Source organism: Streptomyces sp. NPDC111628, assembly GCF_055635195.1.
Genome location: NZ_JBVKBZ010000001.1, coordinates 79,332 through 104,471, shown reverse-complemented (window position 1 = coordinate 104,471; position 25,140 = coordinate 79,332). Strand labels below are relative to the sequence as shown.

The following is a 25,140-nucleotide window of genomic DNA, read 5'->3' as shown; positions in this document are numbered from 1 at the left end:
GGAACATGGAGCGACCCCCCGGGCCGTACGGGGGAAAACCCCTCGGAGTCCGCAGGGGATGCGGATGCCCCACCCCCTACGGTCGCCCGCCTTCCAACGGCACGCGCCCCGCGCCTGGTTGTCACCGGGAGCGGGGCGCACACGTCGGCCTAGCCCAGGAGGCCGCCCACCAGGCGGCCGCCCGGCTCGCCGGTGGAGGACGAGCCGCCGCCCTCGCCGCTGCCGGTTCCGCCGGTGGAGCCCCCGCCGCCGCTGCCGCCGGACGAGGTGCCGCCCGTGGTCGGTCCCGCCGTGGTGCTCGGCGCCCGCTCGGCCGGGGACGACTGCCGGGGCGGGGCCTGGCCCGTGGTGCCCTGGGTCTGGGTCGGCGTACCGCCGCCGGTGGCGGTGCCGCTGCTGTCGCGGGTCGCTCCGGGGGTGGTCGCCGCGTCCTGGGAGGGGCTGGACCTGTCGCCCGTGGCGCCCTGGGTCGGGGAGGCGGAGGCCTCCGGGGACGAGGTCTTCGGTCCCCGCGTGCCGGGGTCCTGCGGGAGCGGGGAGCCGGGCAGTTCGTTGCGCGGGGACTCGCCGGGCCCGGGGACGACCACGCGGTCGGCGTCCCGGACGGCACCGCCGAGGACGGAGCCGACGAGGAGGGTGACACCGGCGACGAGGAAGGTGATGAGCGCGCCGCGGCGCAGGACGTAGCGTCGCAGGTCCCAGATGTCGGAGCGGGGGCCGAGCCGGCGCCAGGCGCTGCCCGCGAGCCTGCCGTCCACGGAGTAGACGGGGGCCCCGGCGATGATCAGCGGGGACCAAGCGGCGAGGTAGATGATGTCGGGCGCGTCGTAGACCGGGACGCTCTTCCAGCTGACGGTGACCAGGAGCGCGGCGGACAGGCCGGCGCCGATGACGGCGGCCACGCGCTGCCAGCAGCCGAGGACCGTCAGGACGCCCACCAGCACCTGGAGGAAGGCGATGACCAGCCCGGCGCCCACCGGGTGGGCGAGGGCGAACTGGCGCAGCGGCTCCGCGACGTCCCAGGGGTGCAGGGTGTTGAGCCACTTGACCATGGAGCCGCGCTCGCCGCCGTCGAAGTAGACGGGGTCGCAGAGCTTGCCCATGCCGGCGTAGATGGAGATGAAGCCGAGGAAGACGCGCAGCGGGAGCAGGACGACGCCGAGGTTCATCCGGCGGCCGGGGAAGTAGGCGTGCCGTGCCGGGTCGTCGGTGCGGCGCCGGCTGCGGGGCTCGCCCCCTCGCCCGGTCTCGTCGTAGTCGGGGCCGTAGCCGTCGTCGCCGTAGCCGCCGGGGCCGGTCCCGAACTCCTGCGTGCCGTAGGCGGAGTCGTCGTAGGCCGGCTCGTCGTAGGCGCTGCCGACGGTGCGCATGGCGGGCAGCAGCCGGGTGCCGTCGGGGACCGGGCCGCGCTGGGCGCCGACCAGGGGGGTCTCCAGCGTCTGGGTGGCGGGGCCGTCGTCGTAGTCCAGGGGGCCGTCGTCGAGGTCGACCCGGGGGATGACCTGGGTGGCTCCGGCGTCGGCGGAGCGGTCGGCGGCCGGGCCCTCGGCGTGCTGACCGGCTCCCGCCCGCACGGCCTGGAGCAGCCGGTGCGCGCCGGTGTCGTCCGGGTCGGACCGCCCGCTCCAGACGACGGCGCGGCGGCGGCCCGCGGCCGGGGCGGCGGGCATGCGGGCGGTGTCCTGGGTGGCGCTCAGGTGCCGCGCGATCCGCGGGGACTGGGTCCGCCGCGCGGAGGCACCGAACTGCACGCGGAAGCTCGCGTGGTTGACGATGACCTGGGCCGGATCGCTCGGCACCTTCACCATGCTCAGCGCGGGAGCGTCGTCGTATCCCGACGAGCGGTCCCCCGTGGGTGTGCGGGGTGTTCTGGTGTCCACACTCATCTAACCGAGTGATGTGTCGTTAGGACACTGCCTTGACCGGCCCGATCTGTCCGGACCGCGTCAAGCATGTCCGGACCGCCCGGAACACCCCGTACGAGCTACGCCGCGAACACCCGTTCAGGAACGCCGACGCGCCGCCTCGTACAGCACGATCCCGGCCGCCACACCGGCGGCCCCTCCCTCTGCCGCACTCGCACGCTGCGCGGCTTCGCACGGCTGCGCCGGCCTCCGACCGGCGGGCACCGCTCCCTCGCGCCCGAGTCAGCCGCGCCTACGCGCCGCCTCGTACAGCACGATCCCGGCCGCCACACCGGCGTTGAGGGACTCGGCGCCACCCGGCATCGGGATCCTGACCCGGAAGTCGCAGGTCTCGCCGACGAGCCGCGACAGTCCCTTGCCCTCGCTGCCCACGACGATGACCACGGGACCGTCCAGGGCCGCCAGGTCGCCGAGTTCGGCCTCGCCGTCGGCGGCGAGGCCGACGACCGTGATGCCGGCCTTCTGGTACGACTCCAGCGCCCGGGTGAGGTTGGTGGCGCGGGCCACCGGCGTACGGGCGGCCGTACCGGCGGACGTCTTCCACGCGCCCGCCGTCATGCCGGCCGCGCGCCGCTCGGGCACGACGACGCCGTGGCCGCCGAAGGCGGAGACGGAGCGGACGACCGCGCCCAGGTTGCGCGGGTCGGTCACGCCGTCGAGCGCGACGATCAGCGGGTCCACGCCCTCGTCGTGGGCGGCGGCGACCAGGTCCTCGGGGTGCGCGTACTCGTACGGCGGGACCTGGAGGACGAGCCCCTGGTGGTTGAGCCCGTTGGTCATCCGGTCCAGCTCGGGACGCGGCGCCTCCATGAGGTTGATGCCACCGCGCTCGGCGGCGAGCTGGAGGGCCTCGCGCACCCGCTCGTCGTTGTCGATGAACTGCTGGACGTAGAGCGTGGAGGCGGGCACGCCCTCGCGCAGCGCCTCGTAGACCGGGTTGCGGCCGACGACCAGCTCGGACGTCGACCGGCCGCCGCCGCGCCGCTGCTGCGGGCGGCCGCCCGTGGTACGGCGGGCCTTCGCGTTGGCGGCACGCTGCTTGGCGTGCCCCTTGCGCATCTCGGCGGGGGGCGTCGGCCCCTTGCCTTCCAGGCCCCGGCGTCGCTTGCCGCCGCTGCCGACCTGCGCGCCCTTCTTGCCGGACATGCGGCGGTTGTTCGCGGCCATGAGTTACCTGTCTCCGCTCTCTACGGGAGTGTGCGTGGTGCTTGGCGTGGTGGTGCGTCTTATGCAGTGTGCCGCCCGGAGGGCCGGGCGGCACAATCGATCTACGGGTCGGTCCACGGGTCCCGGCTCGGGTCAGCGGGAGCCGAGGCTCCAGCGGGGCCCCTGCGGGCTGTCCTCGATGACCAGTCCGGACTGCCCGAGCTGGTCGCGGATGGCGTCGGCGGTGGCCCAGTCCTTCCGCGCCCGCGCGCCCTCGCGCTGGTCGAGCACGAGCCGCACGAGGCTGTCGACGACGTGCCGCAGGTCCTCGCCCTGCTCCTGCTCCCCGGCCCACCGCGCGTCCAGCGGGTCGAGCCCGAGCACGCCCAGCATGGCCCGCACCTCGGCGAGCCGTGCCACGGCGGCGTCCTTGTCGTCGGCGGCCAGCGCGCTGTTGCCCTGCCGGACGGTGGTGTGCACGATCGCGAGCGCCTGCGGGACGCCCAGGTCGTCGTCCATCGCCTCGGCGAAGGCGGGCGGCACCTCGGCGGCGGGCTCGACGGCGCGGCCGGCCAGCTCGGTGACGCGCTGCACGAAGCCCTCGATCCGCGCGTACGCCGACTCGGCCTCGCGCAGGGACTCCTCGCTGTACTCGATGGTGGAGCGGTAGTGCGGGGTGCCGAGGTAGTACCGCAGGACGACGGGGCGCCAGTGCTTGACCATCTCGCTCACGAGCACGCTGTTGCCGAGCGACTTGGACATCTTCTCGCCGCTCATGGTGACCCAGGCGTTGTGCACCCAGTAGCGGGCGAAGGCGTCGCCGAACCCCTTGGCCTGGGCGATCTCGTTCTCGTGGTGCGGGAAGATCAGGTCGATCCCGCCGCCGTGGACGTCGAACTCCTCGCCCAGGTACTTGTGCGCCATCGCGGAGCACTCCAGGTGCCACCCGGGCCGTCCCCGGCCCCACGGCGTCTCCCAGCTGGGCTCCCCGGGCTTGGCCGCCTTCCACATGGCGAAGTCGCGCAGGTCCCGCTTGCCGGTCTCGCCGTCCTCGGAGGGCTGGCGCAGCTCGTCGAGGTCCTGGTTGGACAGCGACAGGTAGCCCGGCAGGGACCGTACGTCGAAGTAGACGTTGCCCTCGGCCTCGTAGGCGTGCCCGCGCTCGATCAGGCCGCGCATCATCTCGACCATCTCGGTGATGTGGCCGGTGGCGCGGGGCTCGTACGTCGGCGGCAGGCAGCCGAGGGCGTCGTAGGCGTCGTTGAACGCCCGCTCGTTCTCGTAGCCGATGGACCACCAGGGGCGGTCCTGCTCGGCCGCCTTCCTGATGATCTTGTCGTCGATGTCGGTGACGTTGCGGACGAACGTGACGTCGTAGCCGCGGTACGCGAACCAGCGGCGCATGATGTCGAAGTTCAGCCCCGACCGGATGTGCCCGATGTGCGGGGCGGCCTGCACGGTGGCGCCACACAGGTAGATCGAGACACAGCCCGGCGTGAGGGGGGCGAAGTCACGGATCTGCCGGGCGCTGGTGTCGTACAGGCGAATAGTCACGTGTCCAGGGTAGTAGGCGCCGAGCAGTGCCAAGGGCGCACATGCCCCGTTGTCGCGGCGACTCCTTGTCCCCGCGAGTCGGGTGGTGGGTGGGCACAGGCCGGGGTCCAGGGGCGGAGCCCCTGGCGGGGCGCGGGGCAGAGCCCCGCACGGCGCGTCCCCCGGCGGCACCCCTCCACCGCCCCGCCCGGCTAGGGCACCCGCACGACCAACGCCGTGGCCACCGCCATCAGCCCCTCCCCCCGCCCCGGGAACCCCAGCCCGTCCGTCGTCGCCCCCGACACGGACACCGGCGCCCCCAGCGCCCCGGAGAGCACGGCCTCCGCCTCGTCCCGCCGCTTGCCGATCTTCGGCCGCGCCCCGACCACCTGCACCGCGACGTTCCCGATCCGGAACCCCCGGGCCCGCACGATCCGCGCCGCCTCCGTCAGCAGCGTCACCCCGGACGCCCCGGACCACTCCGGCCGCCCGGTGCCGAAGTGCTGCCCCAGGTCCCCGGCCCCGGCCGCGGAGAACAGCGCGTTGCACGCCGCGTGCGCGACGACGTCCGCGTCGGAGTGCCCCGCGAGCCCGGTGCCCTCGCCCTCCCACTTCAGCCCGGCGCACCACAGCTCACGCCCGTCCTCGAAGGCGTGGATGTCCGTACCGATCCCGACCTGCGGCAGCAGGGGAAGCCCGTCCGTCTCGAAACCCTCAGAACCCATCGTTCAGCCTCCTGCGCGCCAGTACCGCCTCCGCGAGCACCAGGTCGAGCGGCCGCGTCACCTTGAACGCCTCCTCGTGCCCCGGCACCACCACCACGGCGAGCCCCAGCTGCTCGACCATGCTGGCGTCGTCGGTGACGTCGTCGGTCACCGTCCCGTGGGCCCGCACCAGCGTCGCGCGGTCGAAACCCTGCGGGGTCTGCACCGCGCGGAGCCGCGCCCGCTCGGGCGTGGCCACCACCGGCTCCGGTTCGCCCGGCACCTGCGCCGGCTCGACCTGCTTGACGGTGTCGGCGAGCGGCACCGCCGGCACCACCGCGGGCGCGCCCTCCCGTACGGCGTCGATCACGGCGTCCACCGTGTCCACCGGCACCAGCGGCCGGGCCGCGTCGTGCACGAGGACGATGTCGTACTCCGGCGGCAGCGCGTCCAGGCCGAGCCGTACCGACTCCTGCCGGGTCTCGCCGCCGGGCACCACGACGAAGTCCGTCCTCTCGGGCAGCGCGTGTGCGTCGAGGAGGCTCTTGACCTCGCCCGCGCCGTCGGGCGGGGCGACGACCACGACGAGGGAGACCGCGCGGGAGGCGGCCATCGCCCGGACCGCGTGGATGAGCATGGGCGTGCCGCTCAGCGCGCGCAGGGCCTTGGGGGCACCCGGGCCGAGTCGCACGCCACGGCCCGCGGCCGGAATCACGGCGGCGGTCCTGGCGGGCGGACGGCCCGCGGCGGACGTCTCCGCAGATGTCTCCGCGGACGTCTCCGCAGGCATCTCCGCAGGCGTCTCGACGGGTGAGGGACGCGATTCGTCAGACATCGGTTCCTGTCAGGTTTGTGTGCTCGACCTAGTTGGGTATGGCCTCACCGTGCCGGGCGCGATGCCTTGACCGGACCCTTCCGTGACCCTGGTCGAGCCAGCAGCCCGGGCCCGGCACACCAGGACCGGGGGAAACCTCCCGGGATGAGCGTACGAGGATCATCGGCATCCGGACGCCCGGATGCCGGAAACGGTGTCCGGGTACGAACATGCCGCAGCGCCCGGCGACAGCAAAGATGTCATCGGGCACCGCGGCATTTCAGTGCGCTGAACCGAGTGGGTGACGGTCTGCGCCTCGCCTCGGATCCAGTCGGATCAGGAGGCGAGCACCTCGTCGAGCAGGGCCTCCGCCTTGTCCTCGTTGGTGTTCTCCGCGAGAGCCAGCTCGCTCACCAGGATCTGGCGGGCCTTGGCGAGCATGCGCTTCTCACCTGCGGAGAGTCCGCGCTCGCGCTCCCGGCGCCACAGGTCGCGCACGACTTCCGCGACCTTGATGACGTCGCCGGAGGCGAGCTTCTCCAGGTTTGCCTTGTAACGACGCGACCAGTTCGTGGGCTCTTCGGCGTACGGCGCGCGCAGTACTTCGAAGACCCGGTCCAGCCCGTCCTGACCGACCACATCACGCACGCCGACGAACTCCGCATTGTCCGCTGGCACACGTACCGTCAGGTCGCCCTGGGCGACCTTCAGCACCAAGTAGGTCTTGTCCACGCCTTTGATCTGGCGAGTTTCGATAGCCTCGATCAGCGCGGCCCCGTGATGGGGATAGACCACGGTGTCGCCAACCTTGAACGTCATGTGACAGGTACCCCTTCCGTGGCTATCCAGGGTAACACGGAAACGGCGTCTTCTGAATGGCGTTTTCGCAGGTCAGGGCATATCTCGGGGCTTGACAACAGCAACAGGAACGTGCTGCGCCGGGCGAGCGGAAGAAAGTATTCGCAGGTCGGAGCCGCTCTCCAGGCCGGTCGAAACACGCACGTCACACACATCCGGAGCCCTCACCATCTGCCCGAAGATCCCGATATGTCCGGTTCCGTGCGTGCGACTTCCGCTACTCCGTTCGGAGGCCGCGGCAGGGTTCCGGACGAATCCGGAATTGATCACGACACGCCCCCGACCCGCCCCGCGGTGATCAATTTCCTGGCCGCCCGCGCATTCCTTCACGGAAATTTCGCGTACCGATCCCGACCTGTATGGCGCAGGGCTTCATAGCTGAATGTCGGACGAGTACGAGCCGCTAAACGGCCCACCGGAACAACACCTGCCGGCGCCCCGACCGCGCGGGGACGGCGCCCGTGCCGCCCCGGGCGCCTACCGCCTGCCGAGCGAAGCCGGATGTCTTCGGGGAGGGTCGGGTGCGGCGGCTCAACAACGGCTCGGTAGCCTGAGGCCGCTGACAGCCACTTAGGGCGGCTTTATCCGTTGCCGCCACCCCGCTCGAGTCCAAGGAGTTGCCGCCGCCGTGAGCAGCAGCCTTCGACGCGGTGCCCTCGCCGCCGCCGCCATCGCGTTCTCGATCGCCTCGCTCGCCGCGTGCGGCGCCGGTCACAACGCCCAGACGCTGGAGATCAAGCCGGACAACGCTGCGACGTCCGTGGGCGACATCAAGGTCCAGAACGCGGTCGTCATCACCCAGCCCGACCTGGAGTCGACCGGCCCGGCCGTGGTCTCCGCCACCCTGTTCAACAGCGGTGACAAGGACCAGACCCTCGAGTCCGTCACCGTGGCCGGTACCGACAAGTCCGCCGAGCTGAAGCCCGCCAAGGGCGAGAAGGGCGACCTGACCGTCCCGGCCGGCGGCCGCCTGATCCTCGGCGGCAAGGACAACGCCGCCGCGGTCCTGCCCAGCAGCCGCGAGGCGGTCCAGGACGGCAACGCACAGAAGATCACCTTCAACTTCAGCGAGACCGGCGCCGTGAGCCTGCGCGCGTTCGTCGTCCCCGCCGAGAGCTTCTTCGCCGAGTGGGGCCCGAGCGAGACCCCGGCGGCCCCGGGCGCCTCCGCGCAGCCCTCCGGGGAGGCCTCCGCGGAGACCTCGGGCGAACCGGCCGACGGCGAGGCCTCGGGCACCCCGGCGGACGGCGAGACGGCCCCCGGGACGGACGAGTCCACCGGTGGGGCCACCGGCGACGCGGACGAGACCGGCACGGGCACCGGCACCGAGACCGAGACCGGTACGGGCACCGAAGCCGGCCACTGAGCACCGTACGGACGCACCGTACGGACGCACCGGCGTACGACCGAAGGGCGGGACCTCTCCGTGAGGTCCCGCCCTTCGTCGTGTCCGTGGGACCGCCCCGGTCGGGCGGCCGACGGGCCGGCCTACGGCTCGAACTTGTACCCCAGTCCGCGCACCGTCACCAGGTACCGCGGCGCGCCCGGGTCGGGCTCGATCTTGGCGCGCAGCCGCTTGACGTGGACGTCGAGGGTCTTGGTGTCACCGACGTAGTCGGCGCCCCAGACCCGGTCGATCAGCTGCATGCGGGTCAGCACCCGGCCCGCGTTGCGCAGCAGCATCTCCAGCAGGTCGAACTCCTTCAGCGGCAGGTCGACCTTGGTGCCGCCCACGGTCACCACGTGCCGGTCCACGTCCATGCGGACGGGCCCGGCCTCCAGGGCGGCGGGGGCGACCTCCTCCGGCTCGCCGCGGCGCCGCAGTACGGCACGGATGCGGGCGACCAGCTCGCGGGAGGAGAAGGGCTTGGTGACGTAGTCGTCGGCCCCTATCTCCAGCCCGACGACCTTGTCGATCTCGCTGTCCTTGGCGGTCACCATGATCACGGGAACGTTCGAGCGGCCGCGCAGCTGGCGGCAGACCTCGGTGCCCGGCAGGCCGGGCAGCATCAGGTCGAGTAGCACGAGGTCGGCGCCGTTGCGCTCGAACTCGTCGAGTCCGTCGGGGCCGGTGGTCGCGATGGCGACCTCGAAGCCCTCCTTGCGGAGCATGTACGACAGGGCGTCGGAGAAGGACTCCTCGTCCTCGACGACGAGCACACGGGTCACGGAAGGACCTCCGGGGCGGGAAACGTTTCGTACGCGGATGTATGGGGGGAATGCTGAGAATGCGGGGAATGCGAGGAATGGGGGGATGAGGACGACCGCTCGGTCTCGTCGCTGAGCCCGGCGTGGTCGGACCGGCGCTGCGCGCGGTCGCGGGCGAGGCCCGCCTCCGGCAGTCGCAGGGTGAAGGTGGAGCCCTGGCCTTCGGCGCTCCACACCGTGACCTCCCCGCCGTGCGAGGCGACCACGTGCTTGACGATCGCGAGACCCAGGCCGGTGCCTCCGGTGGCCCGTGAGCGGGCCGGGTCCACGCGGTAGAAGCGCTCGAAGACGCGCTCCTTGTCCTTCTCCGAGATGCCGATGCCCTGGTCGGTCACGGCGATCTCGATCAGGTCGCCGCCGGGGGCGGCGACGCGGCGGGCGGCTATGCCGACGCGGGTGCGGGCCGGCGAGTAGTTGACGGCGTTCTCGACGAGGTTGCCGAGGGCTGCGGCGAGCTGGCCGCGGTTGCCGCGCACGTGCAGATCCGCCGTGCCTCCGGCGGCCATGGTGATCTGCTTGGTGCCGGCCGCGTGCCGGCAGCGGTCGATGGCCTCGGCGACCAGCTCGTCCACCCGGACGGGCTCGGCGTCGTCGAGGGGGTCGTCGTTCTGCACCCGGGACAGGTCGATGAGCTCCTGCACCAGGTTCGTCAGCCGGGTCGCCTCGATCTGCATCCGCCCGGCGAACCGCTCCACGGCCTCCGGGTCGTCCGCCGCGTCCATCACGGCCTCGGACAGCAGCGAGAGCGCCCCCACCGGCGTCTTCAGCTCATGGCTCACGTTGGCGACGAAGTCGCGCCGTACGGCCTCGATGCGGCGGGCCTCGGTGAGGTCCTCGACCAGCAGCAGCACCAGCCGCGACCCGAGGGGCGCGACGCGTGCGGAGACGGCGAGGGCCTCCCCCCGCCCGTTGCCGCGCCGGGGCAGGTCCAGCTCGACCTGCCGTATCTCTCCGTCCCGCCGGGTGTCCCTGGCCATCTGCAGCATCGGCTCGACGGCGAGCCTGCCGCCCCGGACCAGGCCGAGGGCGTACGCCGCCGAGCTGGCCTTGACCACCGCGTCGGCCTCGTCGAGGACGACCGCGGAGGAGCGCAGTACGGAAAGGACGGTGTCGACACCGGGCGGCAGCACGGGGTCGGTGTGGAGCGAGGTGCGGGTGGGGCGCTTCTGCTCCCGTTCGCTCCAGCGGAACGCCAGCACGGCGATGACGCCGGTGAGTACTCCGGCGATCGCTGCCACTGCGGCGACCGCCGCGTTCACGTCCATGTCTCCAGGTTAGGCACGCCGAACCGTCCCGCCCCAGCCATCGGAGTGCGACCTCGAACACTCGTCGCCCAGAGTTCACCTTGGAGCCAGGGACGGTTCATTTGAGGTGCCGGAAACGGACGCGTACAGGCCGGAACGTGTAAGCGTGGGGGCACGGCGGGGGGCGCGAGGCCGTCTTCGAGCCCCCGAAACGGACGTACGAGAGGGAATCCTGATGCGGGACGCGTACCACGAGGAACTTGATTCGATCGGTGACGGTCTGGTGGAGATGGCCCGGCTGGTCGGGTCGGCCATCGGACGCGCCACGACCGCGATCCTCGACTCCGACCTGAAGCTGGCCGAGGCCGTCATCGAGGCCGACCAGAAGGTCGACGACCTCCAGCACCAGCTGGAGGCCCGGGCGATAACCCTGCTGGCCCGCCAGCAGCCGGTGGCGACGGACCTGCGCATCGTCGTGACCTCGCTGCGGATGTCGGCCGACCTGGAGCGTTCGGGCGACCTGGCCCAGCACGTGGCCAAGCTGGCCCGGCTGCGCTACCCGGAGCGTGCGGTGCCGCACGACCTGCACGCGACCATCCTGGAGATGGGCCAGCTCGCGCAGCGCCTGATGGCGAAGGCCGCCGAGGTGATCATCACCAAGGACGTCGACCTGGCCCTCCAGCTGGAGCAGGACGACGACGCGATGGACCTCCTGCACCGCACCCTCTTCCAGCACCTGATGGACGACCGCTGGAAGCACGGCATCGAGACGGCGGTGGACGTCACGCTGCTGGGCCGCTACTACGAGCGCTTCGCCGACCACGCGGTCTCGGTCGCCAAGCGGGTGGTCTACCTGGTCACCGGCGAGCACGCGGACGACCTCCAGGCGGACATCCAGCCGGCGACGCAGGTCGAAGGGGCCTGACGGCCTGAGAGCCCGAGGGTCTGGCGGCCTGAGGTCCTGAGGGCCTGAGTCCCGCGCGCGTCAACGGCGCAAAGGGGCGCGTGTTCGCTTCCGTGCGCCGTTGATGCGCGGCCGTTCGGGGCGTGCAATGGACCCATACACCCGGGTCCCAGGCACCCGCTTCCAGGAGGAACCATGGCCGATTCCCCCAGCACGAAGCCCGACCCCGCACAGGAACGCCCCACCGGGCAGCCCACCGAGATCCGCAGCCTCCCACTGATCGCCGCCTGCGGCTGCGGCTCGGGCTGCGGCTGCGGCTGCCAGTCGGGCAGCCCCTGTCAGTGCGGCTGACGCGGTAGACCGCGGCAGGTGGTGGACAGTGGTGTGGCGGCCGGTTCGCCCCGGCCGCCACACGGGCGCACCCTGGAAGGAGACCCTGAAGGGGGTGCGAGACGCCATGGCTCACTTCATGGACGTACACCGTGGGATGCACGGCATCACCTCGGACCAGTTGCATCAGGCCCACCAGGCCGATCTCGCCGTGGAGAAGGACGAGAACGTCCACTTCGAACAGGCGTGGGCGGACCCGGCCTCCGGCACGATCTACTGCCTCTCCGAAGGGCCGTCGGCCGAGGCGGTCCAGCGCGTGCACGAACGCGCGGGCCACAAGGCGGACGAGATCCACGAAGTCCCCCTGTCGGTATAGGCCGGACAGGCCTCCCGTAGGCGGGTACCGCGTGACCCCGAACCTGAGTACGGGTACTCAGGCCCGGGACGGGCTCCCGGTCGACCCTGGTTCAGGAGCACGACCACGACCACCACCCCGGGGAGCCCGGATCCCATGAACAGCACCCAGCCGAACAACGCCCGACCCGGCCGAACCGACGGGTCCGACCGGACCGACGGAACCGGCCGCATACGCAGCCTCGTCCGCCTGGCCCTCGCCAACCGCGCCTCGGCGGTCTACCTCACCGTGGTGGGCGGCGCGATGGCGGTCGCCGCGGCGCAGCCCCTCTTCGGGACCGGCCCGGACGCGTCCCTCATCTGGGTCTGGCCGGCCCTGTTCACGTTCCCGGCCTTCGGCTTCGTGGCCTGGCTCGGCGAGGCGGGCTGGGGAGGCGACGCTCCGACGTGGTTCTTCGTCGGCGGCATCGTGCTCTCGGCGCTGGTCCAGTCGCTGGCCCTGGGGGCGGTGTGGCGGGCCCTGCGGGGGCGCCGGGGCAACCGCGGCCACCTGACGACGGCGCACTGACCCCCTCCCCTCCCCCCGCCTCTGCGGCGTCGTCCGTCGGCTTCCGGGCCGGACGCGGATGCGAGAGTGGCCCCATGACGGCACCAGGAGCCACGGTCGTGGCGGTCGACGAGGTCGAGGACATCGCGGTGGACGGGCTGCGCCGGCTGACGGGGGCGGCGCGGGAGACCCCCGACGGCGGCCTCGCCTGGCCGGTCAGGCCCTCGGAGGACGCCGTCGAGCCGATGCTCTACAACGGCACGGCCGGCAACATCCCCGTGCTCCTGGAGGCCTGGCGGCACTTCGGCGACGACGCGTACGCCGACACCGCCCTGCGCGCGGCCCGGGACCTGGCCGCCCGGGTCGACGACCTGGAGGACGACTCCCTGTACTTCGGCCGCACGGGAATCGCCCTGGTCCTGCGGACGGTCCACGCCGAACTGGGCGACCCGGCGGCGGGCGAGGCCGCCGACCGCGCCCTCGGCCTGGTCCGCGCCCGCTTCGACGGCACGCGCTGGGGCGCACTCTTCGAGCTGATGGGCGGCAACGCGGGCATCGGCCTGGGCGCCCTGCTGGCCGGCGACCCCGACCTGGCCGTCCTGGCCATGGAGCCGTACCTGCGTACGGCGGAGCAGACCGCGCACGGCGTCCACTGGCCGCACCGCCCGGACACCGACTCCCGCCTGCACCACGTCTCGCACGGCACCCTCGGCATCGCCCTGGCCCTCGCCCGCGTCGGCGGCGCCACCGGCCGCGAGGACCTGCTCGACCTGGCGCTGACCGCCGTGGCCGACGTCGTCTCCCGCGACTCCGCCGGCCCCGACGGCTTCCTGGCCCCGCACTCCACCCCGCAGTTCCTCCCGGACCTGATCGACCCGGTCAGCTACGGCTGGTGCCACGGCCCCTCCGGCGACGCCCAGCTCTTCCGCACCCTGCGCGAGGTCACGTCCGACCCCGCCTGGACCGCCCTGGCCGACCGCTGCTGGCACACGGTCACCCACTCCGGTCTCCCCCGGCGACTGCGCCCCGGCTTCTGGGACAACAACGGCCGCTGCTGCGGCACCGCGGGCGTCCTGGCCCTGGCCTGCGACCGGATCGCCGAGCAGCGGGACGCGTTCGACTTCGCCGACGTCCTGGTCACGGACCTGACCGCCCGCGCCACCCGGGACCGCGAGGGCGCCCACTGGTCCAACGTCGACTTCCGGTCCACGCCGGCCGAGCTCGAACCCCAGCTCGGCTGGGCGATGGGCAACGCGGGAATCGTCCGCGAGCTGCTCCGCTACGTACGCCTGTCCCGCGGGGGCGACCCCGGATACGCCTTCACGTGGCCGGACCAGCCCGCGGTGCAGGTGCCCGCCTGACCGAACCGGACCGCTGCGATCGGGCGCCGCCGATGTGCCCCCTGCCACGGTGGATGCCGAAGGGAGGCCGCATGATCTCGGCACTGAACCGCCTGGTCGACCTGGTCGAGGAGCACCTCGGCGAGGAGCCGGACGTCCCCGCGCTGGCCGCGAGGCTCGGCACCACCGAGTACCACCTGCGCCGGATGTTCTCGTCGCTGGCGGGCATGCCGCTGTCGGAGTACGTCCGCCGGCGCCGTATGACCGTCGCCGCCGCCGACGTCGTACGGAGCGGGGACGACCTGCTGGGCATCGCCGTCCGGTACGGCTACGGCTCCACGGAGGCGTTCGGACGCGCGTTCCGGTCGGTCCACGGCGTCGCCCCGCGCGACGTACGCCGTGACGGCGGCCCCCTTCGGACACAGCCGCAGCTCAGGTTCCGCCTGACCGTCGAAGGGAGCACCCCCATGGACACCCGCTTCACCGACCGCCCCGCGTTCCGCCTGATCGGCCACGCGACCCGCGTCCCCCTCATCCACGAGGGCGTCAACCCGCACATCCAGCAGCACATCGCCGCGCTCCCCCAGGAGGCCCACGTCCGCCTGAAGTCCCTCGGCGACACCGACCCGGCCGGCCTGCTCCAGGTCAGCGACGACGTGGCCCAGGACAGTCCGGAGGGCACCGAACTGACCTACCTCCACGGCGTGGCCGTCACCGCCGGCACCGCGGCCCCCGACGACCTCGACGCCATCGAGGTTGCGGCGGGCACGTGGGCGGTCTTCCGCAGCTCGGGCCCCTATCCGGACGCCCTCCAGACCACCTGGGCGGCCACGGCGTCCGAGTGGTTCCCCTCCAACCCGTGGCGCCTGCGCCCGGGCCCGTCGATCGTCTCCGTCCTGGACCGCGCGGACGACTTCACGACGGCGACGACGGAACTGTGGCTCCCGGTGGAACCGGCGTGACGAGCCGGCCACTCACAGCGGGCGGATTCGGGCCTTGAGCAGACAGAACTCATTGCCCTCGGGATCGGCGAGGACGTGCCACTGCTCCTCGCCGGTCTGTCCGATGTCCGCCAGCCGCGCCCCGAGCTTCAGCAGGCGCTCGAGTTCGGCGTCCTGATCGCGGTCGGTGGCGTTGAGGTCGATGTGCAGCCGGGACTTGCCGGGCTCCGGCTCGTCCCGGCGGCTCAGGATGATCGTCGGCTGCGACCCGCCGAACCCGTCGCGCGCCCCGATCTCGAAGTACTCGTTGCCCTCACGGTCGAGCACGACGAAGTCCAGCACCTCGCACCAGAACCGCGCCAGCACCTCGGGGTCGTGGCAACCGAGCACGAGCTCACCGATACGACATGCCATGGACGAAACCTGCTTTCGACGTGGGAAACACCGCTACGAACGCGCCGGTGACCGTACCTGGAGGGTCGGTCGGGGGCGAAGGGTTTTCCACTGCTAGCTTCCGGAAGCATGACGGACGGCGTGTACGTGGGCAACGCGGGCAAGGACGCGGCACTGGACCGGGGATGGCTGCTGGGGCACTTCAAGGACGCCTCCGACCCCCGGCACAGCGAGGACGTCGAGATCAAGTGGGGCGTCCATCCGAAGGGGGACGAGCGCGCCCACTGGGTCACCGGCGAGGACCGCACCGCGCTGCAGGTCCTCATCAGCGGACGCTTCCGGGTCGACTTCCCCGGCCGCAGCGTCGTACTGGCCGAACAGGGCGACTACGTCGTGTGGGGCAGGGGCGTCGACCACTCCTGGTACGCAGAGGAGGAGACCGTGGTGCTGACGGTGCGGTGGCCGTCGGTGCCCGGGTACGCGGTCGCCGAGGAGCACGAATCCGGTGGGCCGGACGCCGGGAACTGAAAGTGGGCTCGATGGCGGTAGAGGCCGCCCCATAGGCTGAGCGCCCGTCCGCACTGCCTGGGGGAGAAATGACCAGTAGGTTCACGGAGTTGGTCCTCGACTGCCACGATCCGGAGCGGCTCGCCGCCTTCTGGTGCGCGGTGCTGGACTTCAAGGTGATCGACCGGGGCGAGGGCAAGGTCGAGATCGGCTCCTGGGAGCCGACGGTCGAGGGGGTCCGGACCCGCCAGATGCCGCCCACCCTCGTCTTCATCCAGGTCCCCGAGGGCAAGACCGTGAAGAACCGCCTCCACCTCGACGTCAGCCCGATCGACAGCAGCACCGAAGACGAGGCGTCCAGGCTCCTCGCCCTCGGCGCCACCAAGGTCGACGTGGGCCAGGGCCCGGGCCGGAGCTGGGTGGTCATGGCCGACCCCGAGGGCAACGAGTTCGACGTCGTACGCAGCCTGGCACCGTCTGCTTGGAGGCTCCCCGCCGGCTCCTCATGAGCAGGCCGTTGTCAGTGGCGACGGCTAGGGTCGCGGACGCGCGGTCGGCATCCGAGGTGCCCAGCTCTGCAGTGCGGCTGCATCCCCGGTTCTGTCTGGGGGCGGCCCGGGAACAGCCCGGGACCCAACCGACGGCCGGGCTTCGTCGATGGCCAAGAGCGAGACCTGCCAGCGCCGACCGCGCGCCCCTCGTCGTCCGGGAGACGTCGGAGGCGCATTTTGTAGGAGTACAGTTTATAAAAGCACACTCCTATATCATGAGGTCGCCGCGTGGAAAAGCCCCTCGACATGTTCGACCGCGACCACGAGTGGGCGGCTCTGACCCGGTTCGTCACCGACACCCAACCGGGCGCGACCCTGGGGGTCGTCTCCGGAAGGAGGCGCCAGGGGAAGACCTTCCTACTGGAGGCGGTCTGCGAAGCGGCAGGCGGTTTCTACTTCGGCGCGACAGAGGCAGCCGACGCCGAGTCCCTGCGCCGGCTGAGCACCGCCCTCACGGCACACGACCGTCCCGTCAGCCCGTACCACTTCGCCGACTGGCACGAGGCGGTGGACGCCCTGCTGGCTCTGGGCACCGACCGACCGGTGCCGGTGGTGATCGACGAATTTCCCTACCTGGCCAAGGCCAACCCGGAACTGCCGTCGATCATTCAGCACGCGCTCCGGCCACTGCGGGAGCAGCGCGTCGGCTCCCGCGCCCGTCTACTGCTCTGCGGCTCGGCACTGTCGTTCATGGGCCGCCTGCTGTCCGGAAACGCTCCACTGCGCGGCCGGGCAGGCCTGGAACTCGTGGTTCGTTCCCTCGACCACCGGCTGGCAGCGCGGTTCTGGGGGATCGACGATCCCCGACTGGCTCTGCAGGTGCACGCTGTCGTGGGCGGCACCCCCGCATACCGGCGGGAATTCGCGCGCGGCGACAGCCCGTCCGGGCCGGACGACTTCGACGACTGGGTCATCCGCACCGTGCTGAACCCGGAGACCCCACTCTTCCGTGAGGCCCGTTACCTGCTCGCCGAGGAACCCGACCTGCGCGACACCGCGCTCTACCTCTCCGTGCTCGGTGCGGTGGCAGAGGGCAACACCACGCGTGGCGGCATGGCCGGCTACCTGGAACGCAAGGCCACCGACATCGCCCACCCGATCAACGTCCTGGAGGACTCCGGTCTGCTCCGGCGCGAAGCCGACGTCTTCCGCGCCAACCGCTCCACATATCGCATCTCCGAGCCCCTGATCGCCTTCTACCACGCGGTGATGCGACCGGTCTGGCCCCAGCTGGAACGCCCCGGAAGCGCCGCCAGGGTCTGGCAGGCCAGCCGCCGCCGCTTCGTGGCCAACATCCTCGGCCCCCACTTCGAACAGGTCTGCCGCGAGTGGGCACTGCACCACGCCGACCCCGACCTTCTCGGCGGCCTTGCCGCCCACGTCGGCCAGGGCGTCGTGAGCGACCCGTCGGCGCGCACGTCTCACGAGGTCGACGTCGCCGTCGTCGGAGTCGCCGACGGGGCCAAGGCCCCACTCCTGGCGATCGGCGAGGCCAAGTGGAACGACACGATGGGCATCGCCCACATCGACCGGCTGCGTCACATCCGGGCCATCATCGCCCGAACCTCTCGCTACGACACCAGCCACACCCAGCTCCTCTGCTTCAGCGGCGCCGGCTTCACCCCCGAGGCCCGTCACGCCGCCGCCACCTCACCGGACGTACGTCTGATCGACCTGCACACGCTGTATGCCACGACAGGGCCCTGAGGCTCCCGGCCGAAGAGTCGAACCGAGCCTGTCAGCACCGACCGCGCACCCGTCAACGACGCGAGCGACCGAGATCCCCACCACGATCCAGGGTGCGGCCGAGAAGCGGCAGCAGGCGGTCCCAGTGGAGCCGCAGCGCGGCGGCGTCGAAGGAGTCGGTGTCGGACATGGTGAAGCCGTGGACGGTGCCGGGGTAGATCTCCGAGGTGTAGCCGACACCCGCCGTGTCCAAGGCCTGGTTGAGCTCGCCGAGGCCCTCGGGCGTCAAGTCGCTCTCGGCGTGGCCGAAGTGGACCTCGGCGGTGAGCTTGGCGAGGCTGTCGGGTCCGTCGGCTCCCACGGGAGCGTGGAATGCGGCGAGGGCGGCCACCTGGCCCGGGTGGGCCACTGCGGTGCGCGTCGCCAGGAGGCCGCCGATGCAGTAGCCGGTCACCGCGACCGGTCCAGGACCGACCTCGGGCTGAGCGGTGAGGAAGGTGAGGTAGGCGTCGGCATCGCGCAGCACCCGCTCCGCGGTGTGCGCCTCGATCAAGGGCATCAGCTGGGCGAACACCGCACCCCGGGCCTCTTCTCCGATGTACTCGGGAAGCTCGATGACCGGCGCCGGGCCGTGCCGGTAGAAGAAGTTGGGCACGAGCACGTAGTACCCGTGCCCGGCCAGTTCGCGGGCCATCTCCCGCAGCGCGGGCCGGATCCCGAAGCCGTCCGCGTACATCAGCACCCCCGGGTGCCGCTCCCCACCGCCGGGGAAGGCGGCGAACGCGTCGGCCTGTCCGTCCGCGGTCGGGATCTGCAGCGTCTTGGTGGGCATGAAGTCTCCTGTCGTGGTTGATGTGTCGAGCTTGTGATCAACACGACGGAGGCGGAGCCCGCGCGGTACTCAGAGGAGCACCGGGTCACCAATCCGTGTGTGGCGCGAAGCCGTCCCGGTAGTCATGGCTCCAGAACATAGCCCATGTCCCGACGTGCACCGCTGGTGCCGTCGCTTCCTCACTGCGAGGGATAGATGTCTCCGCCCCGCTCCATGCTTTCCTCTTCGCTCTGGCTCTGCAGCCTTCGGGCCTTCTCCTGGAGCCTCTTCCGCTCGTCGGGGTCGCCGGCCCGCTCCGAGGCGTCCTTCAACTCCTGGGCCTTGTCGCGCATCTGCTGGAGCCTGGCGCGAGCTTCTTCACCTGCACTCATGTGATCCGTCCTCGCATCGTGAGCGACAGTTGCACATCCCAGCGAATCACACACGGATACCCTCCGCACCCGGAGCGTCACCCGCGCCGCTGCCGTCCGGAGACGCCACGCGCTTACGGCGTACGTCCTACTCTGGTCGCGGACCGAGGGGGCGACGCATGACCTACGTCGTGGATCTGATCCGCTATCCCGTCAAGGGCTGTGCGGGCACGTCGATGAGCGACGCGCTCCTGACGCCGGCGGGCCTCGCCCACGACCGCAGCTTCATGGTCATCAGCGAGGACGGAATCTTCCGCACGCAACGCCGGCATCCCCGCCTCGCCCTGATCCGGCCCGCCGTCAGCACCGACGGCACGCGCCTCACGCTTGACGCGGCCGACGACACGGGCCGCTTCGGCACGCTGTGCCTCGACGTGACGACCTCCGCGCCGCGCCGCGACGTCGATCTGTTCGGCACCGCTTACCAGGGCATCGACCAGGGTGACGAAGCCGCCGCCTGGCTGTCGGAGTTCCTCGGCACCCCCAGCCGCCTGGTCCGCGTGCCGCCCGAGCACAACCGGATCGCCAACGGCCTGACCTCAGGCCCGTCCGGCTACGCCGACAGCAGTGCGGTTCACCTCCTGTCCCGCGCCTCCCTCGCCCTCCTCAACCGGCGGATGACTGAACGCGGTGCCCCGATCCTGCCGATGAACCGCTTCCGCCCGAACATCGTGGTCGACAGCCACGAGGTGCACGACTACGACAGCGGCTGCGACCCGGCAGCCCTACCGCACGCCGAGGACCGCGCACGCCGCATCTCCATCGGCGGTGCCGAGTTGGGCTATGCCAAGCTCGCGGTGCGCTGTGCCGTCACTCTGGTTGACCAGGAGGCCGGAGCAAGGCGGGGGCCGGAACCACTGCGCACACTCGCGAGCTACCGGCGGGCGGCAAGCGGCGGCGTGGTGTTCGGCGCGAAGTTCTCCGTGATCACGCCGGGGAAGCTGTCGGTAGGCGACGAGCTTGTCATCCGGGAGTGGGGCGAGGCCGAACTGCAGGAACTTCCAACGAAGTGATCTTTGAGGTGGTTTGCTCGCCGAGGCAGCGGATCCTGGCGTGGGTGCTGTTGTGCCGACCTTGCCGCAGCGTGAGACCCAGGCCGCGGAAGTCGCCGGGATGCTGCCGTCGCCGCCGTGATACGCCTGACCGCGCCCAGCACTTCACCTCCGCGTCGCGGGGGCGTAGTCACCGGCAGTCCCCATGTCGTGGCGAGCGCCGGGAACGGTGGGTGTGGCGGCGCCGACCCGGCTGAGAGCTACCGTGGAGCTGCGCGCCGTCCGGTGGCCGGTCGGTGCGGACCCGGTCTACCGGTTCGCGGCTTCGCGAGAGGTGATCCGGTTCGTGCGACCGACCGCGCGGCCCACCGCGTTGCGCACCGCGAGGCCCGGCCGGGTGCGGGGCACCATGAGCCCGGAGAGCAGACCGACGCGTCGCTGCCGCGGGCCTACCTCACGGCGGAGCCGCGACTCGTAGGCGGCGAAGGCGCGGGCGTGATCACCGGGATGGGCGGCGAGCTCTTCTGCGAGAGCGTACGCGCCCGCCATCGCCATGCTGGACCCGTCACCCAGCAGGGCCGTCGCCGCCGCCGCGTCCCCGAGCAGTACGACCCGTCCGCGGGACCACGAGGGCACCCGGACGCTGGACAGGGGGTCGAAGAACGGAGCCGGGTGGTCGAGGAACGCCGCCACGAGTTCCGGTGCCCGCCACCGCACATCGGCGTAGGCGTCGGCCACGGTCTGCTTGTGAAGGGCGATGTTCTTGCGGTCGTGGGGCGCCGGCTGCGCGGCCCGGAAGGTGAAGATCGCGAGCGGGGTGGTCCGTGAGGGGTGGAGGACCAGCATCCGGTTCGGCACGGTCAGCATCGTCATCTCGCTCGGGTCCTCGACGGCGTCGGGTTCCAGCGGGACGGTCGCGCCGTACAGGCCCAGGTCGTGCGCGAACTGCCGTTCGGGGCCGAATACCAGGCGCCGTACGGTGGAGTGCATCCCGTCGGCACCGACTATCAAGTCGAAGCGCCGTGGCGCGGACCGCCGGAAGGTGACGTCCACCCCGTCTTCGTCCTGGTCGAGAGCGGTGACCGTGTCGTCGAACAAGAACTCGGCCTCGGTCTGCGCCGACCGGTGGAGCACCTCGGACAGGTCGGCCCGGGTCACCTCGACGGTCGGAGCCTTGTCCGAGGTGAGCGGGAGTTGCAGGATGCGCCTGCCGCCGGGGTCGAGCAGGGTCAGGGACCGATTGCGGGTGGCGAGCTCGCGGAGCTGCGGGAGGATGCCCATGCGGTCGGCGACGGGGATCGCGGGCCCCTTCACGACGATCGCGCTACCACCGGAGCGCAGCTGCCGGGCATGTTCGACGACCGTTGGCCGGTAGCCATTCCGGGAGAGCCAGTACGCGAGTGCGGGCCCTGCGATTCCGGCACCGACTATCAGCACCTCGGGCTTCTTCATGACGATGACCTCTCGGAGTGTCGATGACCAGGTCCCCGGCGAGTGCCGGGGCCGGGTCTCAGGGCGCGGCGGCACGGGGCGGTGCAACCGGGCCAAGGTACGATCAATTTCGTACCTCAGGGAAGCATGGCCTTCAGGTATGATGCAAGTCGTACCTGAGGGAGGTGCCGAGTGGCCGAGAGGAACCTGGTCGGCCCGGAGGCCGATGCGCTCGATCTGGGCACGGTGTTTCGCGCCCTCGCCGACGAGCACCGTCGTTCGGTGATGACGGAGCTGGCCACCGACCGCAGCGACAGCGAGCGGGGCTGCAACTCGTTCGATCTTCCGATCTCGAAGCAGACCCAGACCCACCACTTCCGGGTCCTGCGCGAGGCAGGTCTCATTGACGAGATCGACTACGGCAACCGCAAGGGCGTCAGGCTACGACGCGCGGACATCGAGAAGAGATTCCCCGGGCTCCTTGCGCTCCTGGGAGCAGGACCCCCGGCCGATACCGCTCCTCACTGAGCACCGGGAGCGGAGTCCGGTTCCAGAGCGCCCAGACGGTTTTCGTCTGCGGCCGTGACGAGTACGGGGTCGGCTTCTACGGCAGCGGGCGGAAGAGGTCTGGTACCGGGTGATCGCCAACGGGGCGGCCGGGGGCCCGAAGGGGACCAGGGAGAGCAAAAAGCCCCCTGCCCGGCGGAGAACCCGCAGGCAGGGGGCTGATCGCGGGCGCCTACTTCTTCTTGCCCTGGTTCTTCACGGCCTCGATCGCCGCCGCGGCCGCGTCCGGGTCGAGGTACGTGCCGCCGGGGTTCAGGGGCTTGAACTCGGCGTTCAGTTCGTAGGACAGCGGGATGCCCGTCGGGATGTTCAGGCCCGCGATGTCCGCGTCGGAGACGCCGTCGAGGTGCTTGACGAGGGCGCGGAGGGAGTTGCCGTGGGCGGCGACCAGGACCGTGCGGCCGGTGAGGAGGTCGGGGACGATCGCGTCGAACCAGTACGGGAGCATCCGGCCGACGACGTCCTTCAGGCACTCCGTCTGCGGGCGCAGCTCCGGCGGGAGCATCGCGTAGCGCGGGTCGGAGAACTGGGAGTACTCGGCGTCGCGGTCCAGCGCGGGCGGCGGGGTGTCGTAGGAGCGGCGCCACAGCATGAACTGCTCCTCGCCGAACTCCGCGAGGGTCTGCGCCTTGTCCTTGCCCTGGAGGGCGCCGTAGTGGCGCTCGTTCAGGCGCCAGTGGCGGTGGACCGGGATCCAGTGGCGGTCGGCGGCCTCCAGCGCGAGCTGGGCCGTGCGGATCGCGCGCTTCTGGACGGACGTGTGGACCACGTCGGGCAGCAGGCCGGCGTCCTTGAGCAGCTCGCCGCCGCGCGTCGCCTCCTTCTCGCCCTTCGGGGTGAGGTTGACGTCCACCCAGCCGGTGAACAGGTTCTTCTCGTTCCACTCGCTCTCGCCGTGGCGGAGGAGGATCAGCTTGTACGGTGCGTCGGCCATGCTCCTGAGCGTAATCCAAGGCCCGGACCCCCCGCGCGTGCGCCCGGTGGGCGGACGGTTGACGGGAAGTGTTAATTGAATGGCTTCCCCGAGTGAGGCGTTCGTAAGTTGTGCTCACCGCACTAGCCGCTTACAGCCGCAGCCTCAGCCACCTCGGGGGGATCCATGTCAGTCGTCGGACTCAGACGTGCCGCACGCGAGACCGTCTCCGGGCTCCCCCGCGAGTTCTGGTGGCTGTGGACCAGCACCCTGGTCAACCGGCTCGGTGCCTTCGTCGCGACCTTCATGGCGCTGTACCTGACCATCGACCGCGGCTACTCCGCCTCGTACGCCGGTCTGGTCGCCGCCCTGCACGGGCTCGGCGGGGTGGTGTCCTCGCTGGGCGCCGGGGTGATGACCGACCGGCTGGGGCGACGGCCCACGCTGCTGGTCGCGCAGACCTCCACCGCGCTGTCGGTCGCGCTGCTCGGCTTCATGCGGGATCCGGTGGCCATCGCCGCCGTCGCCTTCCTGGTCGGCATGGCGAGCAACGCCTCCCGGCCGGCGGTGCAGGCGATGATGGCGGACATCGTGCGGCCCGAGGACCGTATCCGGGCGTTCTCGCTCAACTACTGGGCGATCAACCTCGGCTTCGCGATCTCCTCCATGGCGGCCGGGTTCATCGCCGAGTACAGCTATCTCGCCGGGTTCATGATCGAGGCCGGTATGACGCTGGTGTGCGCCGTGCTCGTCTTCGTGAAGCTGCCCGAGTCGCGGCCCAAGGAGCACGCCGACGACACGTCCGGCGGCGGGGACGCGGTGCCCGTCTCGCTGGGGACCGTGCTGCGCGACGGGCGGTACATGGGGGTCGTCGGGCTGTCCTTCCTCATCGCGCTGATCTTTCAGCAGGCCTACGTCGGGCTGCCCGTCGCCATGGGCGAGGCCGGGTTCACGCCCGCCGACTTCGGCATGGCGATCGCCGTCAACGGTGTGCTGATCGTCGTGCTGCAGATTCCCGTCACGCGGTTCATCCAGCACCGTGATCCGCGGCTGCTGCTCATCGGCTCGGCGTTGCTGGCCGGGTACGGGTTCGGGCTCACCGCCTTCGCCGGGTCGGTCGCGGTGTTCGCCCTCACCGTGTGCGTGTGGACGCTGGCCGAGGTCGTCAACGCGCCGACGCAGACCGGTCTCGTGGTCCGGCTGTCGCCCCTGCACGGGCGCGGGCGGTACCAGGGGATGTACTCCATGTCCTGGGCGGTCGCCGCCCTCGTCGCCCCCCTGATGTCCGGGTTCGTCATCGACCACTGGGGCGCCGAGTGGCTGTGGGGCATCTGCGCCGTCGTCGGCACGGTGGCGGCGGCCGGGTACTGGGGGCTCATGCGGGGCCTGCCGGACGACGCCGACGAGGGACCGGTTGCCCAGGAGTCGTCCGTCGCCCCCGCAGCCCGGGTCGACGCCGACGCCGGCGCCGTCTGATCCGACGGCGACGCCGTATGGTCCCGCCGCTCGCTCACGGGTGCATCCGCGCCCCCTTCAGCACCTTGTCCACCGCGTTCTTCGGGCCGTACACCGCGAGACCCACCAGGTCCAGGTCCGCCGTCGCCACCGCCCGTACCGCCGCGCGGTTGTCGCGGTCGTTGCCCGTGGTGAAGAGGTCGGAGGTGAAGAGGGCGCGGGGCAGGGCGCGGGACAGTGCGCGCGCGTGCGCGGTCGTCAGCGTCTCCTTCGTGCCTTCGAAGACCAGCACCGGCTGGCGGAACATCGGCAGGTAGCCGACGGCGTCCGCGTCCTCGTAGGGCTCCCCGATCACCTCGGGGAACTGCTTGCCCAGGCCGCTGACCAGGAACGCCGTGACGTTGAGGCGCTGCCAGGTCTCCAGGTCCTCGCGCAGCAGTACGGCGATCTTGGTGTCGAAGCGGACGGGGGTCTCGGCCCCGGGAGCGTGGGGGGCTGCTTCAGGGGCTGCTTCGTGCGTGCTCATACCGTGAGACTGCCGACCCGTGCCCCGTC

The 25,140-nt window shown here is 71.5% G+C and carries 27 protein-coding genes; 13 read left to right on the top strand and 14 right to left on the bottom strand.

All coding sequences use genetic code 11. The features are described 5' to 3' along the window. Positions 1-149 precede the first annotated feature (149 nt). From ACZ7MF_RS00570 to ACZ7MF_RS00545, 6 genes are all read right to left on the bottom strand, one after another. The gene (locus tag ACZ7MF_RS00570; RefSeq protein ID WP_471473641.1) at positions 150-1,886 is read right to left on the bottom strand and encodes a DoxX family protein; all 1,737 of its coding nucleotides are present in this window, start codon (positions 1,884-1,886) and stop codon (positions 150-152) included. 261 nt (positions 1,887-2,147) lie between these two features. Beyond that, a complete protein-coding gene (rlmB, locus tag ACZ7MF_RS00565; RefSeq protein ID WP_471473640.1) occupies positions 2,148-3,092 on the bottom strand; it encodes a 23S rRNA (guanosine(2251)-2'-O)-methyltransferase RlmB in 945 nt (314 codons plus the stop codon). 132 nt (positions 3,093-3,224) lie between these two features. Next, positions 3,225-4,625: a cysteine--tRNA ligase gene (gene cysS / locus ACZ7MF_RS00560; RefSeq protein WP_471473639.1), complete on the bottom strand. Its 1,401-nt coding sequence runs from the start codon at positions 4,623-4,625 to the stop codon at positions 3,225-3,227. A gap of 191 nt (positions 4,626-4,816) precedes the next feature. Beyond that, complete coding sequence (gene ispF, locus ACZ7MF_RS00555; protein ID WP_471473637.1) at positions 4,817-5,329, bottom strand: 2-C-methyl-D-erythritol 2,4-cyclodiphosphate synthase; 513 nt, start codon at positions 5,327-5,329, stop codon at positions 4,817-4,819. Continuing rightward, entirely contained in the window at positions 5,319-6,098 is a 780-nt protein-coding gene (gene ispD / locus ACZ7MF_RS00550) for a 2-C-methyl-D-erythritol 4-phosphate cytidylyltransferase (protein ID WP_471475157.1), read from the bottom strand. The genes ispF and ispD overlap by 11 nt, the downstream gene beginning before the upstream one ends. A 360-nt stretch (positions 6,099-6,458) precedes the next feature. Then, a complete protein-coding gene (locus ACZ7MF_RS00545) occupies positions 6,459-6,941 on the bottom strand; it encodes a CarD family transcriptional regulator (protein ID WP_003953493.1) in 483 nt (160 codons plus the stop codon). A gap of 667 nt (positions 6,942-7,608) precedes the next feature. Here ACZ7MF_RS00545 and ACZ7MF_RS00540 point away from each other — a divergent pair. Continuing rightward, a complete protein-coding gene (locus ACZ7MF_RS00540; RefSeq protein WP_471473635.1) occupies positions 7,609-8,346 on the top strand; it encodes a copper chaperone PCu(A)C domain-containing protein in 738 nt (245 codons plus the stop codon). A gap of 122 nt (positions 8,347-8,468) precedes the next feature. On the opposite strand, the gene phoP is transcribed toward ACZ7MF_RS00540, so the two are convergent. Then, complete coding sequence (gene phoP, locus ACZ7MF_RS00535; RefSeq protein WP_011029519.1) at positions 8,469-9,140, bottom strand: two-component system response regulator PhoP; 672 nt, start codon at positions 9,138-9,140, stop codon at positions 8,469-8,471. A gap of 5 nt (positions 9,141-9,145) precedes the next feature. Beyond that, positions 9,146-10,453, bottom strand: coding sequence for a two-component system sensor histidine kinase PhoR (gene phoR, locus ACZ7MF_RS00530; RefSeq protein WP_471473634.1), 1,308 nt, complete (start codon positions 10,451-10,453; stop codon positions 9,146-9,148). A 214-nt stretch (positions 10,454-10,667) separates the two neighbouring features. On the opposite strand from phoR, the gene phoU reads away from it, so the two are divergent. From phoU to ACZ7MF_RS00500, 6 genes are all read left to right on the top strand, one after another. Next, positions 10,668-11,357, top strand: coding sequence for a phosphate signaling complex protein PhoU (gene phoU / locus ACZ7MF_RS00525; protein ID WP_471473632.1), 690 nt, complete (start codon positions 10,668-10,670; stop codon positions 11,355-11,357). Positions 11,358-11,531: 174 nt separating this feature from the next. Then, on the top strand, positions 11,532-11,687 hold the full coding sequence (locus ACZ7MF_RS00520; RefSeq protein ID WP_471473631.1) for a hypothetical protein: 156 nt from the start codon (positions 11,532-11,534) through the stop codon (positions 11,685-11,687). A gap of 106 nt (positions 11,688-11,793) precedes the next feature. Continuing rightward, a complete protein-coding gene (locus tag ACZ7MF_RS00515; protein ID WP_030868395.1) occupies positions 11,794-12,042 on the top strand; it encodes an SCO4226 family nickel-binding protein in 249 nt (82 codons plus the stop codon). A 135-nt stretch (positions 12,043-12,177) separates the two neighbouring features. Continuing rightward, positions 12,178-12,588 (top strand): SCO4225 family membrane protein, encoded by a 411-nt coding sequence (locus tag ACZ7MF_RS00510; protein WP_356864790.1) that lies wholly within the window; start codon positions 12,178-12,180, stop codon positions 12,586-12,588. Positions 12,589-12,662: 74 nt separating this feature from the next. Further along, entirely contained in the window at positions 12,663-13,928 is a 1,266-nt protein-coding gene (locus ACZ7MF_RS00505) for a lanthionine synthetase LanC family protein (RefSeq protein ID WP_471473629.1), read from the top strand. Positions 13,929-13,999: 71 nt separating this feature from the next. Then, on the top strand, positions 14,000-14,869 hold the full coding sequence (locus tag ACZ7MF_RS00500; RefSeq protein WP_471473628.1) for an AraC family transcriptional regulator: 870 nt from the start codon (positions 14,000-14,002) through the stop codon (positions 14,867-14,869). A gap of 12 nt (positions 14,870-14,881) precedes the next feature. On the opposite strand, the gene ACZ7MF_RS00495 is transcribed toward ACZ7MF_RS00500, so the two are convergent. Continuing rightward, the gene (locus ACZ7MF_RS00495; RefSeq protein WP_471473626.1) at positions 14,882-15,262 is read right to left on the bottom strand and encodes a VOC family protein; all 381 of its coding nucleotides are present in this window, start codon (positions 15,260-15,262) and stop codon (positions 14,882-14,884) included. Positions 15,263-15,370: 108 nt separating this feature from the next. Between ACZ7MF_RS00495 and ACZ7MF_RS00490 the strand changes: the two genes are divergently transcribed. The 3 genes from ACZ7MF_RS00490 to ACZ7MF_RS00480 all read left to right on the top strand — a co-directional run bounded on the left by ACZ7MF_RS00490 (position 15,371) and on the right by ACZ7MF_RS00480 (position 18,006). Next, positions 15,371-15,769, top strand: a complete 399-nt coding sequence (locus tag ACZ7MF_RS00490; RefSeq protein ID WP_115743359.1) for a cupin domain-containing protein — start codon at positions 15,371-15,373, stop codon at positions 15,767-15,769. Positions 15,770-15,837: 68 nt separating this feature from the next. Further along, positions 15,838-16,257, top strand: coding sequence for a VOC family protein (locus tag ACZ7MF_RS00485; RefSeq protein WP_471473625.1), 420 nt, complete (start codon positions 15,838-15,840; stop codon positions 16,255-16,257). Between the two features lie 270 nt (positions 16,258-16,527). Then, positions 16,528-18,006, top strand: a complete 1,479-nt coding sequence (locus ACZ7MF_RS00480) for an AAA family ATPase (RefSeq protein WP_471473623.1) — start codon at positions 16,528-16,530, stop codon at positions 18,004-18,006. 52 nt (positions 18,007-18,058) lie between these two features. Here ACZ7MF_RS00480 and ACZ7MF_RS00475 read toward each other — a convergent pair whose 3' ends face one another. Both ACZ7MF_RS00475 and ACZ7MF_RS00470 read right to left on the bottom strand, forming a co-directional pair. Continuing rightward, positions 18,059-18,817, bottom strand: coding sequence for a dienelactone hydrolase family protein (locus ACZ7MF_RS00475; RefSeq protein ID WP_471473622.1), 759 nt, complete (start codon positions 18,815-18,817; stop codon positions 18,059-18,061). A gap of 179 nt (positions 18,818-18,996) precedes the next feature. Next, positions 18,997-19,188: a DUF6381 family protein gene (locus ACZ7MF_RS00470; RefSeq protein ID WP_361012604.1), complete on the bottom strand. Its 192-nt coding sequence runs from the start codon at positions 19,186-19,188 to the stop codon at positions 18,997-18,999. 158 nt (positions 19,189-19,346) lie between these two features. Here ACZ7MF_RS00470 and ACZ7MF_RS00465 point away from each other — a divergent pair, with 158 nt between their 5' ends. Further along, positions 19,347-20,240, top strand: coding sequence for an MOSC domain-containing protein (locus tag ACZ7MF_RS00465; RefSeq protein WP_471473621.1), 894 nt, complete (start codon positions 19,347-19,349; stop codon positions 20,238-20,240). A 288-nt stretch (positions 20,241-20,528) separates the two neighbouring features. Here the strand turns inward: ACZ7MF_RS00465 and ACZ7MF_RS00460 are convergent, their stop codons facing one another. Next, a complete protein-coding gene (locus tag ACZ7MF_RS00460) occupies positions 20,529-21,671 on the bottom strand; it encodes an FAD-dependent monooxygenase (protein WP_471473619.1) in 1,143 nt (380 codons plus the stop codon). A gap of 171 nt (positions 21,672-21,842) precedes the next feature. Between ACZ7MF_RS00460 and ACZ7MF_RS00455 the strand changes: the two genes are divergently transcribed. Next, positions 21,843-22,178 (top strand): ArsR/SmtB family transcription factor, encoded by a 336-nt coding sequence (locus ACZ7MF_RS00455; protein WP_471473618.1) that lies wholly within the window; start codon positions 21,843-21,845, stop codon positions 22,176-22,178. Between the two features lie 211 nt (positions 22,179-22,389). On the opposite strand, the gene ACZ7MF_RS00450 is transcribed toward ACZ7MF_RS00455, so the two are convergent. Continuing rightward, entirely contained in the window at positions 22,390-23,151 is a 762-nt protein-coding gene (locus ACZ7MF_RS00450; RefSeq protein ID WP_398331620.1) for a phosphoglyceromutase, read from the bottom strand. Positions 23,152-23,316: 165 nt separating this feature from the next. Here ACZ7MF_RS00450 and ACZ7MF_RS00445 point away from each other — a divergent pair, with 165 nt between their 5' ends. Further along, on the top strand, positions 23,317-24,606 hold the full coding sequence (locus tag ACZ7MF_RS00445; RefSeq protein WP_471473616.1) for an MDR family MFS transporter: 1,290 nt from the start codon (positions 23,317-23,319) through the stop codon (positions 24,604-24,606). Positions 24,607-24,640: 34 nt separating this feature from the next. Here the strand turns inward: ACZ7MF_RS00445 and ACZ7MF_RS00440 are convergent, their stop codons facing one another. Continuing rightward, positions 24,641-25,111: a DUF2000 family protein gene (locus ACZ7MF_RS00440; protein WP_471473615.1), complete on the bottom strand. Its 471-nt coding sequence runs from the start codon at positions 25,109-25,111 to the stop codon at positions 24,641-24,643. Between the last annotated feature and the right edge of the window lie 29 nt (positions 25,112-25,140).